The organism is Candidatus Magnetobacterium casense, assembly GCF_019173545.1.
Classification (GTDB): domain Bacteria; phylum Nitrospirota; class Thermodesulfovibrionia; order Thermodesulfovibrionales; family Magnetobacteriaceae; genus Magnetobacterium; species Magnetobacterium cryptolimnobacter.
Map to the genome: position 1 here is coordinate 1 of NZ_JABXWD010000030.1, position 16502 is coordinate 16502.

Annotated in this window: 12 protein-coding genes; 3 read left to right on the forward strand and 9 right to left on the reverse strand. The window is 50.4% G+C overall.

Features of this window, described 5'->3' with window-relative positions; translation table 11 throughout:
* Positions 1 to 231: 231 nt before the first annotated feature.
* Complete coding sequence (locus tag HWQ67_RS02945) at positions 232 to 663, forward strand: retroviral-like aspartic protease family protein (RefSeq protein WP_218251154.1); 432 nt, start codon at positions 232 to 234, stop codon at positions 661 to 663.
* 280 nt (positions 664 to 943) lie between these two features.
* Here the strand turns inward: HWQ67_RS02945 and HWQ67_RS02950 are convergent, their stop codons facing one another.
* The 4 genes from HWQ67_RS02950 to HWQ67_RS02965 are packed head-to-tail and all read right to left on the reverse strand — an operon-like array spanning position 944 to position 3602.
* Complete coding sequence (locus tag HWQ67_RS02950) at positions 944 to 1270, reverse strand: hypothetical protein (RefSeq protein WP_218251155.1); 327 nt, start codon at positions 1268 to 1270, stop codon at positions 944 to 946.
* 40 nt (positions 1271 to 1310) lie between these two features.
* Positions 1311 to 1838 (reverse strand): hypothetical protein, encoded by a 528-nt coding sequence (locus HWQ67_RS02955; RefSeq protein ID WP_218251156.1) that lies wholly within the window; start codon positions 1836 to 1838, stop codon positions 1311 to 1313.
* A 26-nt stretch (positions 1839 to 1864) separates the two neighbouring features.
* Positions 1865 to 2605 carry a nickel pincer cofactor biosynthesis protein LarB gene (gene larB / locus HWQ67_RS02960; RefSeq protein WP_218251157.1) on the reverse strand — a complete coding sequence of 247 codons (741 nt, stop codon included), beginning with the start codon at positions 2603 to 2605 and terminating at the stop codon, positions 1865 to 1867.
* A 4-nt stretch (positions 2606 to 2609) separates the two neighbouring features.
* Positions 2610 to 3602, reverse strand: coding sequence for an NAD(P)H-dependent glycerol-3-phosphate dehydrogenase (locus HWQ67_RS02965; RefSeq protein ID WP_218251158.1), 993 nt, complete (start codon positions 3600 to 3602; stop codon positions 2610 to 2612).
* A 267-nt stretch (positions 3603 to 3869) separates the two neighbouring features.
* On the opposite strand from HWQ67_RS02965, the gene HWQ67_RS02970 reads away from it, so the two are divergent.
* Positions 3870 to 4385, forward strand: a complete 516-nt coding sequence (locus HWQ67_RS02970) for an apolipoprotein A1/A4/E family protein (RefSeq protein ID WP_218251159.1) — start codon at positions 3870 to 3872, stop codon at positions 4383 to 4385.
* A 306-nt stretch (positions 4386 to 4691) separates the two neighbouring features.
* Positions 4692 to 6788, forward strand: a complete 2097-nt coding sequence (locus tag HWQ67_RS02975) for a methyl-accepting chemotaxis protein (protein ID WP_218251160.1) — start codon at positions 4692 to 4694, stop codon at positions 6786 to 6788.
* A gap of 277 nt (positions 6789 to 7065) precedes the next feature.
* On the opposite strand, the gene cheB is transcribed toward HWQ67_RS02975, so the two are convergent.
* From cheB to HWQ67_RS03000, 5 genes are all read right to left on the reverse strand, one after another.
* On the reverse strand, positions 7066 to 8145 hold the full coding sequence (gene cheB, locus HWQ67_RS02980; RefSeq protein WP_218251161.1) for a chemotaxis-specific protein-glutamate methyltransferase CheB: 1080 nt from the start codon (positions 8143 to 8145) through the stop codon (positions 7066 to 7068).
* Positions 8146 to 8159: 14 nt separating this feature from the next.
* The gene (locus HWQ67_RS02985; RefSeq protein WP_218251162.1) at positions 8160 to 10625 is read right to left on the reverse strand and encodes a hybrid sensor histidine kinase/response regulator; all 2466 of its coding nucleotides are present in this window, start codon (positions 10623 to 10625) and stop codon (positions 8160 to 8162) included.
* A gap of 171 nt (positions 10626 to 10796) precedes the next feature.
* On the reverse strand, positions 10797 to 12959 hold the full coding sequence (locus HWQ67_RS02990) for a methyl-accepting chemotaxis protein (RefSeq protein ID WP_218251163.1): 2163 nt from the start codon (positions 12957 to 12959) through the stop codon (positions 10797 to 10799).
* Between the two features lie 50 nt (positions 12960 to 13009).
* The gene (locus tag HWQ67_RS02995; RefSeq protein ID WP_218251164.1) at positions 13010 to 14101 is read right to left on the reverse strand and encodes a chemotaxis protein CheW; all 1092 of its coding nucleotides are present in this window, start codon (positions 14099 to 14101) and stop codon (positions 13010 to 13012) included.
* Positions 14102 to 14309: 208 nt separating this feature from the next.
* Positions 14310 to 16502, reverse strand: a 2193-nt coding sequence (locus tag HWQ67_RS03000) for a PAS domain-containing hybrid sensor histidine kinase/response regulator (RefSeq protein ID WP_218251165.1), incomplete at its 5' end; no start/stop codon positions are given.

Genomic DNA, 16502 nt, shown 5'->3' on the forward strand with positions numbered 1-16502 from the left:
ATTAATATAATAATATTCGTCCCTACATAAAAAATAATAGACCTTCGCATTGGCAATATATTCAATGGTTTATACGGATTTTAGAAGGCTATCATCTGGAACTTCCGTTTTAAAGAGGATACGATTACTCGTTGCTCATGGTCCAAACAAGAAGAGATTAATTGAAACTGTTAAAGAAAAACATCCCGATGAAATTCCTTATATCATGTTGTCGCCGAGGTCTCTATAGCTATGTATGATTTAGACTGCAACAATGAAACTTTAATGGCTATTTTTGGCATATGTTTACCATATGATAGTGATAGTGACAGACCGATAATAGATATTTCGATCAAAAACGATGACGACGATGATTCATGGACTACAGAACCTTTTCTTTTAGATACCGGCGCTGATGTTTCTATAATAAACTCCCAGAAGGCAAGACGTATTGGTTTGAACCCCAATATATACACTGGTACAACGACAATAGGTGGCATTACAGGTGGTGGGAAATTTCGTCTGAGGGAAGTAAGAGCACGGATAAATGGCGTGGAGTTAACATTCACACTTGCCTTTGGGCCTAAGATGATACATGGTATAAATATCTTGAGTTATAGGGCGGTCTTGTCGGCATTCTTACTCGCCTTCGAGTATGATCGAATAGCCTTATTCCCCAGGTAAGCAGGAGAGTAGAAGTAACTATAACAAGCAGGAAGGGGTCAAGGGGGCTGGCCCCCTTGCAGGGGAGGTCTGAGGAGGGGGCGGAGCCGCCCTCCTTCTTTCTTTTCTTAGGGGTGAATATTGTTATACATGTTTCTGCTCTCTTGCTTAAGACCCCATCGCCCCCTGAGGTCCACCCCTAAGCCGCCTATCAAAGCCGCCACCGGAGATTGACCCCCCTCCACGGAGGCGGCCCATCGGCGGATTACCCCCTGACGACCTTGACGGCGGTTACCACTAATCAGTCCGGAACTCGTCTATTGTTGTGCTTGAGGTTATAGATTTTCTTGCTGGTTCTGTTTTCCATCCGCATCAGTTTTCTACGTTCTTGCTTTGTCAATTTGCCGTCGCTTTTCATTCTTGTTTCGGTCTGCCTGATGTTTGCCTGTCGTCTTTCCAGCCTCCCGGCCTCATCAGGGGTGAGTTGACCACTCTTAACGCCCTGGTCTATCCTCCGTTGCTGATTGCGCTCACGCCACTCGACTGCAGGGTCGCCGGCAAAGGCAACGCCCGTGCAAAACATACAGATACAGCCCGCTACTAACACATACTTCGATAGCCTGTCCATGTCTCCTCCGTTTTTAAAATATTGCTCTTTACGTTGCTGATTAATCCCTGACGCTTCTGACCTTCCTGAGCAGCTCGCCAACCTCAATGCTGAAGTCAACGCCCTGTGGGGCATCCGCAAGGGAGAAGCCGCCCTTAACGGCCTTACCGCCGGCGTCTATGACGTAGATGCCCTGGGCAGAACCCACAATCGTGTATACACCTAAATCGACATCACACCCTGAGGAGCGTGCCTCCTGACGCTGCTTGAGAAACAGTACCACCTCATCCCCGGCCTTGAGATAGACCGTGTCCGACACCCTCAGCCCCACGCCATCGACCTCGCCGCCCAACTGCTCAACCGTAACCACGGATGTGCCCGCACCCTTGACGTATTCACCAACGCTAATCGTTGAGCGGGTGACGATCCGCTTGCCGTCCTCAATCCACTGCGCCGTGACCGCACTGACCCTGCCGCGAACCACAACATCGGCCCCACGCGTCAAATCCGCCGTCTCCAGGGCCACCATCAGCGCCATCGCAGGCACGCCAATCAGACACGGCAACACCGCTGCTAATAAAGTCCTCACTCCTGTCATGCTCGCACCTTTTCTTTCTATAATCCTGTAATGTTGATTTTGTGTGCGAGACATCCTGCACCAAAGCCGTTGTCGATGTTCACGACTGCGATCCCCGGTACACACGAGTTGAGCATGGCAAACAGTGCGGTCAGACCACCGAGGTTTGTCCCATAGCCCTGGGACGTCGGCACTGCCACAAGCGGCTTTGACGTCAACCCCCCGATGACCGAAGGCAAGGCGCCCTCCATCCCGGCAACAACCACGATAACCCGTGCCTCGTCAAATAGTTTCATGTTGCTTATGACCCTGTGCAGCCCCGCCACGCCAATGTCAAAGACCGTACCACAGGCGCTGCCCAGAAATGTCGCAGTCAACTCGGCCTCCTCTGCCACGGCTATGTCGGACGTCCCGGCGGAGACCACAAGTATGTGTCCCTTGGTCTGAGGGCTTCCTCCGGCCATGATAATGCGTGACTGCGGATAAAAGCGTGCCCCCTCTATCGCAAGGCCACTGAAGACCTCTTCGCTGGTGCGGGTGATGAGCACCCGGCCACTGTTGTCATAGAGCCTGCGCGCTATTGCGATAACCTCGTCAACACCCTTGCCCTGCCCATAGACCACCTCCGTAATGCCGCTGACCAGTTGTCTGTGATGGTCTATCCTGGCAAACCCGATGTCCTCGTATGGCAGGTGCCTGAACCTGTTGAGCGTCTCATCCAGGGTACTCCTGCCATCCTTAAATGCCACAAGCAGTTGTTCTATAACATGCCTGTCCACGGTATCAAAACTCCTTTCGCAGTTGCCGACTCATCAGCTCGTTGACGGCCTTTGAGGGGCTTTTTCCCTCGTGGATGACCCTGTAGACCTGTGTTACAATGGGCATTTCCACATGGGCTACCTTTGACAGCTCAAATGCCGAGTGAGAGGTCTCTATCCCCTCGGCCACGGCGTTTGTCTCTGAAACAATTTCGCCTGTTGTCTGTCCCCTGGCAAGTTGCAAACCAACGGTGTAGTTCCTGGACAATTGCCCCGTGCATGTCAGCACGAGGTCACCCATGCCGCTGAGACCGGAAAACGTCTGTGCAGTGGCGCCGAGCTTGACCCCCAGGCGCGTGATCTCAGCCAACCCTCGCGTGATCAACGCCGCACGCGCATTGAGACCCAGCTCAAGGCCATCACAGATGCCGGCCGCTATGGCAATGACGTTTTTCAACGCCCCACCAAGCTCTATGCCCAACATGTCGTCGTGCGTATAGACTCGAAAATAATCCGTGTTAAAAACCTCCTGCAGGTGATGTCCACGTGAGATGTCCGTAACTCCAAGGGTAATGGCAGTGGGTTTTTTGGATGCCACCTCGGCAGCAAAACTCGGCCCCGAAAGCACTGCCATCTCATGCGGACAGTATTGCCGGATAATCTCCGAGGCGGTCTTTAGCGTCCCCTTTTCGATCCCCTTGATGGCAGAGACTATGATCGCATCACCGACCATGTGGGCACGCATATTGTGCAAAACACCCCTTACAAACTGAGACGGTACAACAAGAAGCAAGATCGGTGCCCCCCCGGCTGCCTCGCTGATGTCATCCGTGGGGGTAACCCTCTCCGACATCATGAGTCCAGGCATGTAGAGGTGATTGACCCTGTTGGCCCTGATCCCATCCACAACGTCCCTCTCAAGGCTCCAGAGCATAACCCGTAACCCCTTTTCACCCAGAAGATTGGCCAGCACGCTCCCCCAACTGCCTGCGCCTATTACACTTATATCGTACTTCATAACCGATAATAGTATAACACTAAGTAGTAAAGAAAGAAAAAATAAAAATGCAGCCATCACAGGGCAAGCAGGGCAATCGCATTTAACCGTAAGAGAAAAGAAAGTGGCGGCTCCGCTTCTTTGTTGTTCCAGGAGGGGGCAGTGCCCCCCGGCTCAATACGCTCCTTGACCCTGTAAAAGACTGGGTGATAAGTCCAGAGAGGCAGGTGGAGTGCGATTGTTGGAGAAGGGGTTGACAATGATCTTCAAGATACATTACAATAAACGATGGATGAAAATTTAATAGCGCTTGACAAGAGGGTTACAGTATTAGAGGAGAAACAAAAAAACCTTGAGGATAAGATAGACCATAAGTTTGACATTCTTGTTCAGAAGATAGATATTCTGGCTATATCCATGAGCAGTCGAATGGATAGCATTGAAAAGAATCTGGGACAACAGATAGATGGTGTTGAAAAAAATCTGAATCAACGGATAGACGGTGTTGAAAAGAATCTGGGACAACAGATAGATGGTGTTGAAAAAAAGCTGAACCAACGGATAGACGGTGTTGAAAAGAATCTGGGACAACAGATAGATGGTGTTGAAAAAAATCTGAATCAACGGATAGACGGTGTTGAAAAAAATCTGGGTCAACGGATGGATTTTCTGGAAGAAACCATTGATGACAAGATATCTAACAGGGTCGATAAGGCCAAAATTCAAGTAATTATATGGATTGTAGGGACAGGTTTAACGCTTATCTCGTTAGTCACAACAATACTGATAAAGGTATGGAAGTAGTCCATGTGAGTTAGATTGATGCCATTGGTACCCTTGGCATTAGTCGGGGGAATTAGCAGTTTCATTGAGGAGGTCTTGTCGCATGTTTAAGGGAGGTTATAGAGCGGGAAGTATTTTTTTAACTATCCTTGTGGGTGGCATAATTATTGCTATTGTTGGGGGTAGCGGGGGCGGACGGATGGACAACAATTCCATCGAATGGGCATCAGTATAATTTAATTAGTTGTAGTATATGGGACGATTGTTAGGGGCACAACCCTGTTTAAGTTAGAATAAGAATACTATGTACACAAAAGGAGAGACACTATGAGATGGTTTTACAATCTAAAGATCAGTAGCAGGTTGGTAACGGGTTTTGTACTTGGTGCATTGATTGCTGGTATCATAGGCTACATTAGCTACGTCAACATTCACAAACTCGATGATATGGACACGATGTTGTATGAAAAGATGACCGTCCCCCTTGGCATTGCAGGTGAACTTTCAGCTTCGTTTCAAATGAGCAGAATAAACATGCTCAGACTGATCCAGCACAGGGATATCGCTGAAAGGGACAAGTACATTGACAGGCTATCTGAAATAAAAGAAGAGACAAAGAAGCATGTCGTCGATTACGAAAAAACGTATATAGATGACAATGACCGGGCAATATTCAAACAGTTCATGGATGTAAACAAAGAGTATGAAACGTATGTTGACAGGATTGTAGACCTGGTAAAGGCCGGCAAGAATGAAGAGGCGAGCACTCTTTTTTATGGCGAGGTTGAGAAGATAAAGGACAAAGAGCAGGAGGTTCTTAAAAAAGTCATGGAATACAACGAAAAAGCCGCAAAAGAGACATCTGATAAAAACACCGTCCACGCTAACGCAACAGGTCGTCTGATGATAATAATCAGCATTATCGGAATGGTTGTAGCCGTTGCACTTGGTCTTTTCATATCAAACTCTATATCCAAACCATTAAAGGCTATGGTCAAGGCGGCTGAGGATATTGCCCATGGAGATTTAAGTGTCAACGTTGAGTATAATGCAAGGGATGAGGTTGGCACACTTGCCGGGGCGTTTATGGAGATGATCAAAAAGATAAAGCTGCTCACCTCTGATGCTGATATGCTTGTCAAGAACGCTGTTGAGGGCAACCTGGCCAACAGGGCAGATGCGACCAAACACGAAGGAGAATATCTCAAGATCATAGACGGGATAAACTCTACGTTGGATGCCATAATCGGGCCGCTTAACATGGCCGCCGATTACATTACCCGAATAAGTAAGGGTGACATCCCTGATAAGATAACCGCCGAATATCGTGGTGATTTCAACAACATCAAAAATAATCTTAACAAACTTATAGAGGCAGAAAACGAGATCGTTGCACTGGCCGAAAACCTGTCGGTGGGTAATCTCATGGTCAAGATAAAGGCCCGTAGTGAACAGGACAAGCTAATGCAGGGTCTACTGCGTATGACAAACAAGCTGACCGAGGTCGTACTTGATGTACAACAGGCCTCTGACCAGGTGGCAACCGGTAGTCAACAGATGAGCTCTACGTCACAGGAGCTTTCGCAGGGGTCCTCTGAGCAGGCGGCGGCGGCAGAGGAGGTGTCCTCCTCGATGGAGCAGATGACTGCAAACATCAGGGGTAACTCGGACAACGCCCAGGTGACGGAGAAGATAGCCCAGAAATCCTCAAGTAGTGCCAAGGAAGGTGCAAGGGTCGTTATTCAGACCGTTAAGGCGATGAAGGACATATCAGAAAAGATAAAGATTATCGAGGACATTGCAAGGCAGACAAATCTTCTGGCCTTAAATGCGGCCATTGAGGCGGCAAGGGCAGGGGAGCATGGCAAGGGGTTTGCCGTGGTGGCCTCCGAGGTGAGGGAGCTGGCCGGGAGGAGTCAGACGGCGGCAGCGGAGATAAACAACCTTGTAACGTCAAGCGTGGATGTATCCGAAAGGGCAGGTGAAATGCTCAACGCCATGCTTCCGGACATCCAGAAGACCGCCGAACTCGTTCAGGAGATAACAGCCTCCTCTGTTGAGCAAAACAGCGGCGCCGAGCAGATAAACAAAGCCATCCAGCAGTTGGATCAGGTTATACAGCAAAACGCCGCCGCTGCCGAGGAGATATCATCAACGTCGGAGGAGCTGTCCGCACAGGCACAGCAGTTGCAAGATATAATGACCTTCTTCAGGACCGATGAGAGGGGTGGAAGTGGGTTCGCCAGAAAAAGCAAGCCTGCACCAAAGAGACCCGCAATAAAGACAGCGGAGACTGAGAGACATGTGGTAAAACATCCAGGTAAGGCCATAGAACATGCACCTGCAAGACGCACCGGTATGTTTGTCAAGGTAGAGCAAGAGGACAGAGACGATTGTCATGACACTGAGTATGAGAAATACTAGCTCATGTTACGCATAGAAATAAAAAAAGGTTTAAAGGTTTCAATAACTGTATAAAATGTGTACTGTGGATATAGATAAATGGGGTCAAGGGGACTTCTTCGTGCCCGGGGCAGGTGCGACTTTCAGCCAGGGGTTGCCAACCCCCTGCTGCGACAAGATTGCGCCTCGCCCCTCCCCTTGCGGGGGGTTCTAAAGGGGCCAGGAGCGTCCTGGAGCGAAAAAGAAGCGGAGCCGCCCCTTTCTCGTACCCCCCTAATGGTATGAATGCAACTTAGTATCAGATGTTAAGGGCACGTCTGCGGCAGTCGGTGAATCTCAGGCTTTGCAGCACGGTGGCTATCTCCTCTGCGGACATGATACAGCGCACGGCGCCAAGCTCTATGGCTTGCTTGGGCATACCAAAGACAACGCAACTGTCCTCATCCTGCGCAATCGTCATTCCGCCTGCGTTGGCTATATCGAGGATGCCATCGGCGCCGTCTCTTCCCATGCCGGTCAGGATTATGCCAGCGGAGGTCCTGCCATAGTACTGCGCAACAGACCTGAACGTCAGCGTGACCGACGGACAGTGGCCGTCATAATTTGCCCTGTTGAGACAGTTAAACCTACCCTGACTGTTGATCTCCAGTTGAACCCCCTCCTGGGGGAAGTAGATATTGCCCGGTGTTGGGGGCTGTCCGTGAGGGGCCTTGACTATCTTGAGCTTACACTCCTGCGCCAGCCAGTCTATAAAGCCGTCGAGGAAGCCCTCGCTGATGTGTTGCACGCACAGTATGGGTGCAGGAAAATCGGCGGGGAGATTCTTAAATATGCCGTGCAGCACCTGTGGGCCGCCCGTGGAAGCCCCTATGGCCACCATCCTTATGTGATGGGGATTTTCTATTGTCGGGGGACTCGATAGTTTTCCTGCCCTGATGTCTGTTTGCGGCCTTTTCTTGTGCCTGGTAAATGCCACCACGCCTGAGAGTATCTTAACCTTTGAGGTCAACTCCCGTGCGTGTACCTCAAAATCACCGTCGAGTATCCCCTTGGGCTTGGGAAAGACATCTATTGCCCCATTGTCAAGGAGCTCAAAGATGGTATGCGTCTGATGCGCCTGTACCGATACGCTTATCACAAGGATCGGAAGCGGAAACCGCTCCATCACCGTTCTGGTAAACACGAGGCCGTCCATCCCAGGCATGTGAAGGTCGGTGCAGATCACATTCGGCGAAAGCACCGGTATCATCCGGAGGGCCTCCGCTGCATTGGTAAACCCCCCAACCACCTCTATGTCGGGGTCGTAGGCCAGCATACGCTTTAGCACTGCCAGCGCTATCTGAGAGTCATCTATTAACAACACCCGTACTTTTTTCATTTATCGTTGTCTTCCTAAATAAGTCGCTTTAATACGTCCAATAAGACTTTGTGATCAAACGTTGGTTTGGTTATGTAGGCGTTTGCTCCGGCCTTCATGCCTCGTTTCTTGTCTTCGTCGCTGGATAATGCCGTAATAAGCACTATGGGCAGGTCCTTGTACTTTTTGTCTGCCCGTATTGTTTCGGCCAGTGTCAGGCCGTCCATGTTTGGCATCTGGATATCTGACACTACGGCATCAAATTCGCGTGTGGGCAGCTTATTGAGGGCATCCAGGCCGTCTATTGCCGTGACCACCTCATAGGCCGCACTGTCCAGTACCCGTTTGATTAGAGTGCGGGTTGTGATCGTGTCCTCCACCAGCAATATGCGCCGCACCCGTGACTGCTGCTGGACAACCTCCTCCGATATGCGCACGGACTTCCGCTTTAGCGCACTCCTGATAAGGTCGGCGGGATTTAAGATGGCACAGACCTCGCCGGTTTCCAGGATCGCAGCCCCGGATATGTTTCTCACCCGCTGCAGGAGCGTGCTGTAGCGCTTGAGGACAACCTCCTGTTCGTCAACTATCTGTCCCACGATGATCCCAACATGTTGGTCATCCGATGATAGGATTATACAGGTCATGGACTGCTCCCCACCCCCCATGCCCTTAGCGGAGGGTACCCTGTCAAGTTCAAGGAGATCGGACAGGTGTACTACCGATATGGGTTGGTCTTCATACTTTATGGTATCGCGTCCCTCGCGCCTGAATATGTCCTTCCTGTTAAGCACAAAGGACTTTGTGACAAACTCAACCGGTATGGCAAACCTCAGGCCTGCCACAAGGACCACCAGGACTCGTGTTGTGGTCATGTTTACGGGCATTTTCAACCGAAACACACACCCCTTGCCCTGTACCGATTCCACCCTTGCACTACCCTTGAGCGCCTCCATCTTGGTAGCGACAACATCAAGACCAACTCCCCTGCCGGAGACGTCCGTAATCATACCGCTGGTTGACAGTCCTGGGGCAAAGATAAGCCCATGTATCTGGGCAAGGGTCATCCCCTGGAGCTGTTCTTCGGTGGCGAGTCTATGTTTGAGGGCTGTCCTTTTTATCTCTTCGGTATTGAGGCCGCCTCCGTCGTCCCCGACTTCTACGACTATCTGATTGGCGTGTTTGTACGCCCTCAAGACAATTGTTGCCACAGCGGGTTTGCCGCAGTTGAGGCGTTCCTGAGCGCCTTCTATGCCGTGGTCTATGGCATTGCGCAGCAGGTGCATTATCGGGTCCTTGAGTTCCTCTATGATTTGTCTGTCAACGGTGGTCTCGCCGCCCTCTATGACTAGGTCTACGCTCTTGGACAACGCCACGGATATATCCCGCACCAGCCTGGGAAACACCCGAAACAGCGTCTTTATCGGCAAGATGCTCACGTTTCTTATTTCGTAGTGCAGCTTCTTTGTCACCGATTCCAGTCTTGTATTGTCGCCGTGCCAGCCGGTTTTCAGTTCGTTGAGGGAGTTGTTCAGCTTTTCAAACCGTGAACGTTGGAGATTAAAGAAGTCAACGAGGGTCTTTGACAACAACTCGTTGCCGTGAGCCATATCTTTGAGCATAATGTATCTTGAAAGCACATCGCTGCTCCAGTCATCACAGAATGACATTATACCGTTTATCTCCTTGAACCTGTGGATGATACTGGTCTTTGTAACCGACAGTTCACCGGCGTGGGTCATCAGGCTGTCGAGCTTTCTGGTATCGACGCGGATGGTCTCTATGCGATTTTTGCCAAGTTCGAAATTAATGGGGATATCCGCTTTGGGCGGTTTATACTCCGGGGGTGTTTCTTGCGGTTGGGCAACATCCATTGTCTGAGGCTCAACGACATGGACGGGGATAGCAGCGGTTGCCTCAGCAGCGGCAGTTGTTGCACCCACAGCCGTCGTCTCAGCAACAGGAGGCGGCTCATCCACAGGCGTTGGTTCAACAGCAGGGGGCAGCTCAACAACGGCAGTTGCCTCAACAACGGCGCTTGCCGGTTCCTGTGGAGGAGGAGGAGGTTCTCCAGGCTCCTCTCCCTGGGACTGTGGGAGGGGGCGAGTCTTGGAGGTTGGCATATCCCTGTCGAGTCTTAGATACTCAAGGACACCCTTGACCTCTATCCCAGGCCTGGCATCCGTGGTGGCCTCGGCTACAAACTTGCCGATTGCGTCAACCACGGGATAGATCCTCGCTATTATCGCCGGGGTAAAGACGATGTCGCCTCGTTGTGCCTTTCCAAACAGGTCCTCAAGGGCGTGCGATACCTCCATCACCTTGTAGACCCCCAGCATCCTGGCAGACCCCTTCAGGCTGTGCGCCTCCCTGAACATCTCCTGAAGGATGTCCTTGTTGTCGGGCTGCTGCTCTAACTGCATGAGGCCGCTTTCAAGCACGCTCAGGTGCTCGTCACTCTCAAGCTTAAAGAGATCGCGCATCTCTATGTCTTCAATCATGAGAGAAGAAAAAGAACAAGGAGGGCGGTTTGTGGCAGGGGTGCCCCACCCCCTCCGCCCCCTCCTTGACCTCCCCCGCAAGGGGTCACGGACCCCTTGACCCCTTCCTGCGTAGGCTTTGAACTATATCCAATGACCACATAATTCTCAATGTTAATACTCATAATACCCTTATATCATGTCTTTGAGGTTTTGCGAGACCTCGGTTAGTTTCTGGATAGCAACCTTTGTCTGACTAATGCCGGAGGATGTCTCTTTGGCGCCGATGTTGATGGAGTTCATAGCCTCTACTACCTGACTGATGGCCAGGGATTGCTGTTTGATGTTGAGGAATATCTGTTTGGAGCTTTCAAATGAGGTCTTTACGGCAAACAGGACGCCATTGAAGGCGTCTGCTGTTCTTTGGACGAGTGCCATTTCCTCTTCGACGGTTTTTGTGCCGTCTTCGGTGACCATGACCGTCATGTCGGTGGCCTTACGGATGTCGTTTACTAGGGCGTTTATCTGGTCTACGGCCTTTTTGCTTTCATCGGCGAGCTTGCGGATCTCCATTGCTACGACGGAGAAGCCCGTGCCATGCTCTCCGGCTTTGACGGCCTCAACTGCGGCATTCATAGCCAGCATCTTGGTTTCACTGGCAAAGTCGGTGACCAGGCCGGTGATCTTTCCGATCTGTCCGGTCTGCTCGCTGAGGTGCAGGATGTGTTCGGCTACGGCGCGAACCTTATCCTTGAGGTTGATCATCCCGTTGAGCATCTGGTTGACGGTGACGTTGCCGCCCTCGGCGATGGCCATGGCCTTTTCCGTTCCCAGGGCGGAGGACTCGGCCTGTTCGGCGGATTGACGTGCCGAGGAGGTCAGCTCATCCATCGTGGTTGTGGTTTCGTTGACGGAGACCGCCTGTTGTTTTGCCACGCGCTCGTGCTGGTTGATGGTCGTGGCAAGCTCCGATGAGGTCGTCGTGATGTCGCTGACTATCAGGTTCAACGACTTGCCGATACTTCCAGACCAATACAGCCCAACACCAACTATGATAAGCACAAGCACTATGCCAAGGCTCCACATCACAACATTGAGGCGATGCAGGGTGGCAAAGGCCTCGTCTTCGTTGATTGTAGCTACCAACGTCCATTGAGTTTGTAACCCCTCTATCTTTAACGGTGCGTGTGTAAACAACACCTTATCGTGCAGGTAATTGACGCCTTCTTCCAGGTCATGGTTTGTAGTATGGGAGGACTCTTTGCCCAGGAGGTCTTTGGTGTTGATTACATCTATGGTGGTGTTGTTTTTTTTGAGCTTATCTATGGTCTCCTGCGGGGTGCCGGCAATTTTCAGTTTTCTGAAAAACTCGGCGGGGTCTTCTATAAACATCCGCGAGTCGCTATGCATATCAAAACCATGGTCTACTATATAGCTTTCGCCGGTCTTACCCATACCGATCTTTTCCCAACTCTTGCTGCTGGTCATTATGTCGTTTATCTTTTTGAGCGATATCTGGAATATGAGTACACCGACCTTTTGATCGCCGTCGTATATGTTGGTAGCAACAAAGGCCGCAGGGACGTTGTATGAGGGTACGTATGGGGCAAAGTCGGCAACGGTCACAAATTCCTTGTCGTTTGAGGCAAGGGTGGCCTCAAAGGTCTTGGCAATATTGGTGTTGCTGTAGGGGCCATTTAGCAGACTCGTTGCGAAGTCTACTTCCTTGGAAGTGCTATACACTATGTAGCCGGTCTTTGGCTCTACCAGAAAGACATCGTAATAGCCAAATTTCTCGAAAAAGCTCAGGATCGTGGGGTGATACCTTCTGTGAACCCTGCTGTAGGTGGAGGGGTCCGGGGAGGAGATGTACTTGTGTTTGTTGTCAATCTGGTATGGACTTGAGGAGATGTAGAGGTGTTGAAGTATCCTGGTTGTTTTATTCTTAGGCCACCACACCTCAACGGCGTTTTCGGAGGCGCCATCGGTGTGCTCTTTTTGGTATACGTATCTGGCTCTCAACGACTCCTCGTTGGTGGTTGCGTTTTCGTCGTACAGGGTGCCCAACTCTTGTACGACCTTGTAAAACGCACTGTTAAACTCCAGCATTGCATCTATGATAGCCCTGTTTGCCGCCATAGAGGTTGCCTGGTGAGCAATTAGCCTGAAGTGTTCTTCGATCTGCTCCTTTTTTGTCTCCCTGATAAATGTGAGCTGATTTTGCACTGATTGTTTTATGGTGCCACTTGCCTTTACATACGAGTAGCTGCCTATTAATATGAAGGGCAACAGACCCAGTGCCAAAAACAAAATGATCAACTTGGTTCTCAGTTTAATCTTAATAAAAAATTCCATAAATCTTCTCCTTTGTTTTCTATCACAGGCAGATGAAATCTGCAAGTATATCAGGATTCTTCGTTGACAACCAGGTCACCGCCAGTCAATAATTTGTGCAGATCGACAATGGGCAACAGTCTTTCGCCATAACGGATGGTGCCCTTAAAATATCGTTCGGCAGTGGAGTACTCGGAAACTGAAACGTTTATGATATCGCCCTGTCTGGGATAGACAACGTCAATGACGTCGTCGATTACGACACCGACCACCATGTCCTCCACCTGTATGACGACCACCCTGGCATTGGCATATGAGGTGGCAGCGGTCAGATTCAAGGCGCCCCTGACGTCTATGAGCGTGAGGATTTCTCCGTGGAGGTTCATGCTTCCAACGATGTGTCCCGGACAACATGGGATTACACGAACGTCTCTAACCCTGGAGAACTCAACAATCTTACTTACACTGGGGATGTCACTGCCTGCTTTACCGGCGTCTGCTGATTTGATCTCCAGGCCAAAGTGCTCGTCGTTGATACTCACCACGGCCAGGGACATGGATTGTTTGACGTAGTCGTGTTTTTTGACGAGGAGGAGGTTTGTCGCCCGTTTGAGGTATATGTCCCTGTGATGCTCAGACGCACAGGCAATAAAGTATCCTTTGTCGGTAGTGGTGGCGTCCTCCGGCAAACTTACGACATCGGGATGCCCCTGCCCTTGCAAAGACCTGTCACACTGGATCAGTCTCTTGTAGTCAAGCAGCATTATAACCTCTTGCCGTATCTTGGCAAATGCTGTTACAAAGTCGTACATATAAACGTTTGTGTCACTGAGGGCATTGATGTCCTCCATGTCGCCCTCTGCGATGGTACCGACATCCTGCACATCTGATACAATCAGCCCGTAGGAGGCATCTTTCATACCGATGACAATGATTTTATCGGTTATCTTGTATCGCATGGGTGACTGCCCCATTCTTACATTGAGGTCCATGACCGGTATGACCTTGCCACGGTAGTTCAACATCCCTATGACGTAGTGCGGCACATTGCAGGCGGGTCTGAGTTCGGCAAGCCACACGATCTCCTCCACCGCCTCCGCAGGCAACGCAAAGCCCAGACCCTCTACGTTAAAGGTCGTATAAAATGCTGCTTTCATGTGCATAAAAGAAGGTTCTGCCTTCCCCCTCCTCCCCTCAGCCTCCCTCAAGAAGTAAAGAAAGGGGCGGCTCCGCCCCCCTTCAGAACCCCCCGCAAGGGGACCAGTCCCCTTGACCCCGTAAAAAAATCATGTATTCTGTATTTAATCCAATCTAAATCTGCGATAAGGCTAAGGTTTATATAAAAACTTCTGTCCATGTATTTTAGTTATCCTAAACCAGGTATTTCGTTTCTATTATTTTGTTAAAGGCGTCTTCAAAGGTCTGAAAGTGCTTTAGGGCGGCGTCTGTATCGCCCTTTCTGATTGAGAGGAGGACGCGGAAGGCCGATGGTTGCAGTTGAGTCAGGCCGGCTTTTTCGGTCTCTTTTTTCAGTTTGCCGACGAGCCTTTCTATGGTATCGTTGTCTTGGTCGTCAAATGCCTTTTTTATTGTATCTATTTGCAGTGCGGTCTTTTTCAGGAACGTGGCCAGGTTGTCTTCTTCTGGTATTTCAATGCCCTCTTTGGGTTTAGGAGCTTGTGGGGACAGGAGCGGTATCCCTGTGATTGGTATTTGCTGGGTTTCGTTGAGGGATTCTTCGGGGCCGTAGCGTTTGATGATTTCGATAAGGTCATTTGCCCTGATTGGCTTTGTGATATAGTCGTCCATGCCTGCCTCAAGGCAACGTTCCCTGTCGCCCTTCATGGCGTATGCGGTCATTGCAATAACGGGGATTGAGCGGGTTGCCGGTGAGTCCTTGATTATCTTTGTTGCCTCAAAGCCGTCCATTACGGGCATATGCACGTCCATCAGGATTATATCAAAGCGGTTGTTTTTAAGCAGTTCAATGGCCTTTGCACCATCCACTGCCTCCGTCACGGCATAGCCTTGTTTTTTCAACACCTCCCTGGCCAGCAATCGGTTTGTGGCGTTGTCCTCTACCAGCAGGATATTTACGTCAACCTTAACCTCTCTGAAGGTTTCGGTCTTTTGAATCTCCGGTTTGGGTGGTGTCAACTGGGGAGTGATTGTTTTATTTTGGTCGATCAAGAGACGCTGGACTGTACTTATTACGTCTTTATACTTTATGGGTTTTATGATATAGCCTGCCAGGCCAAGTTGAGTACATCTTTCTATGTCGCCGGTGCGGTAGTTGGAGTTGAGTATGATGACCACAAAGCGGGTAAGCGTTGGGTCATGCACGATCTGTTCGGTCACCTTAAAGCCGCCGATTTCGGCAATTCTGACGTCCACAAAGACTATGTCGTAGGGTAGGCCGGCATCTCTGGCACGTCCGAGGTCTTCCAGTGCCTCTTTTGGTTCCTTGACCCTTTTTATTTCGGCGCCAAAATCGTTGAGCATCTCCTTGATAATCGTACAACTGGTGGCATATGTACAGACGGTGAGTATCCTCTTGCCGTTGAGGTCGAGTTCAGGTGGGGTTCTGTGCAGTTCCCTGATGTCTTTGACCCTCACCCTCACGGTGAAATGGAAGGTACTCCCTGCCCCTTCCTTGCTCTCAACCCAGATATCACCACCCATCAGGGAGACGAGTTGTTTCGATATGGTCAGTCCCAGACCTGTGCCGCCGTACTTTCGGGTAGTTGAGCCATCGGCCTGTGAGAAGGTGCTGAATATGTAGCCGATCTTGTCCTGTGGGATGCCTATGCCCGTGTCGGAGACCGAAAAATGTAACATGACAGAGTCTCCGTCGAGGCTGTCAGGTTCAACATTGACAACAGTTGCGACCTCGCCTTCGTCGGTGAACTTGAGGGCATTGCCCACGATGTTTATGATCACCTGACTGAGGCGTGCGGGGTCTCCAATCAGTTTCGTTGGAACGTTAGGTTTTATGCGACAATACAGCTCTATACCCTTCTTGTGCGCCTGAATTGAAAGCGTATCGAATATGTTTTCAACCAGCGGGTAGATGTCAAAGCCAACGCTTTCCAGGTCGAGCTTACCGGCCTCGATCTTTGAAAAGTCCAGGATGCTGTTGAGGATGGTCAGAAGGGAATTGGCCGATGTCAGTACCAGGTCGAGGTAGTCACGTTGTTGTTTTTTCAGTTCGGTGTCCAGGACAAACTCCGTCATGCCGATGATGGCGTTCATGGGGGTACGGATTTCGTGGGTGATGTTGGCAAGGAATTCGCTCTTTGCCTTGTTGGCAACCTCGGAGGCCTCTTTGGCCTTCTTAAGGGCTACTTCTATTGATTTGCGTTCCGTTATGTCCTCGTTAACCGCCAGGTAGTGTGTGACGGTGCCCTCGGCATCTCTGATGGGTGAGATAGTGGTGTTGTTCCAGTAGAAGGTGTTGTTTTTTCGCTTGTTCAGCAGCTCACCATGCCATGTATTACCCGCGGTTATGGACTTCCACAGGTCGGCGTAGACCTCCCTGGGGGTACTGCCCGATTGTAATATCTT

What these genes read in the sequence shown, in the direction of transcription:
- HWQ67_RS02995 (WP_218251164.1), bottom strand. Translation starts at nt 14,101, where the DNA reads ATGCACATGAAAGCAGCATTTTATACGACCTTTAACGTAGAGGGTCTG.
- HWQ67_RS02990 (WP_218251163.1), bottom strand. Translation starts at nt 12,959, where the DNA reads ATGGAATTTTTTATTAAGATTAAACTGAGAACCAAGTTGATCATTTTG.
- HWQ67_RS02970 (WP_218251159.1), top strand. Translation starts at nt 3,870, where the DNA reads ATGGATGAAAATTTAATAGCGCTTGACAAGAGGGTTACAGTATTAGAG.
- HWQ67_RS02965 (WP_218251158.1), bottom strand. Translation starts at nt 3,602, where the DNA reads ATGAAGTACGATATAAGTGTAATAGGCGCAGGCAGTTGGGGGAGCGTG.
- HWQ67_RS02975 (WP_218251160.1), top strand. Translation starts at nt 4,692, where the DNA reads ATGAGATGGTTTTACAATCTAAAGATCAGTAGCAGGTTGGTAACGGGT.
- HWQ67_RS02985 (WP_218251162.1), bottom strand. Translation starts at nt 10,625, where the DNA reads ATGATTGAAGACATAGAGATGCGCGATCTCTTTAAGCTTGAGAGTGAC.
- HWQ67_RS02950 (WP_218251155.1), bottom strand. Translation starts at nt 1,270, where the DNA reads ATGGACAGGCTATCGAAGTATGTGTTAGTAGCGGGCTGTATCTGTATG.
- cheB (WP_218251161.1), bottom strand. Translation starts at nt 8,145, where the DNA reads ATGAAAAAAGTACGGGTGTTGTTAATAGATGACTCTCAGATAGCGCTG.
- HWQ67_RS02945 (WP_218251154.1), top strand. Translation starts at nt 232, where the DNA reads ATGTATGATTTAGACTGCAACAATGAAACTTTAATGGCTATTTTTGGC.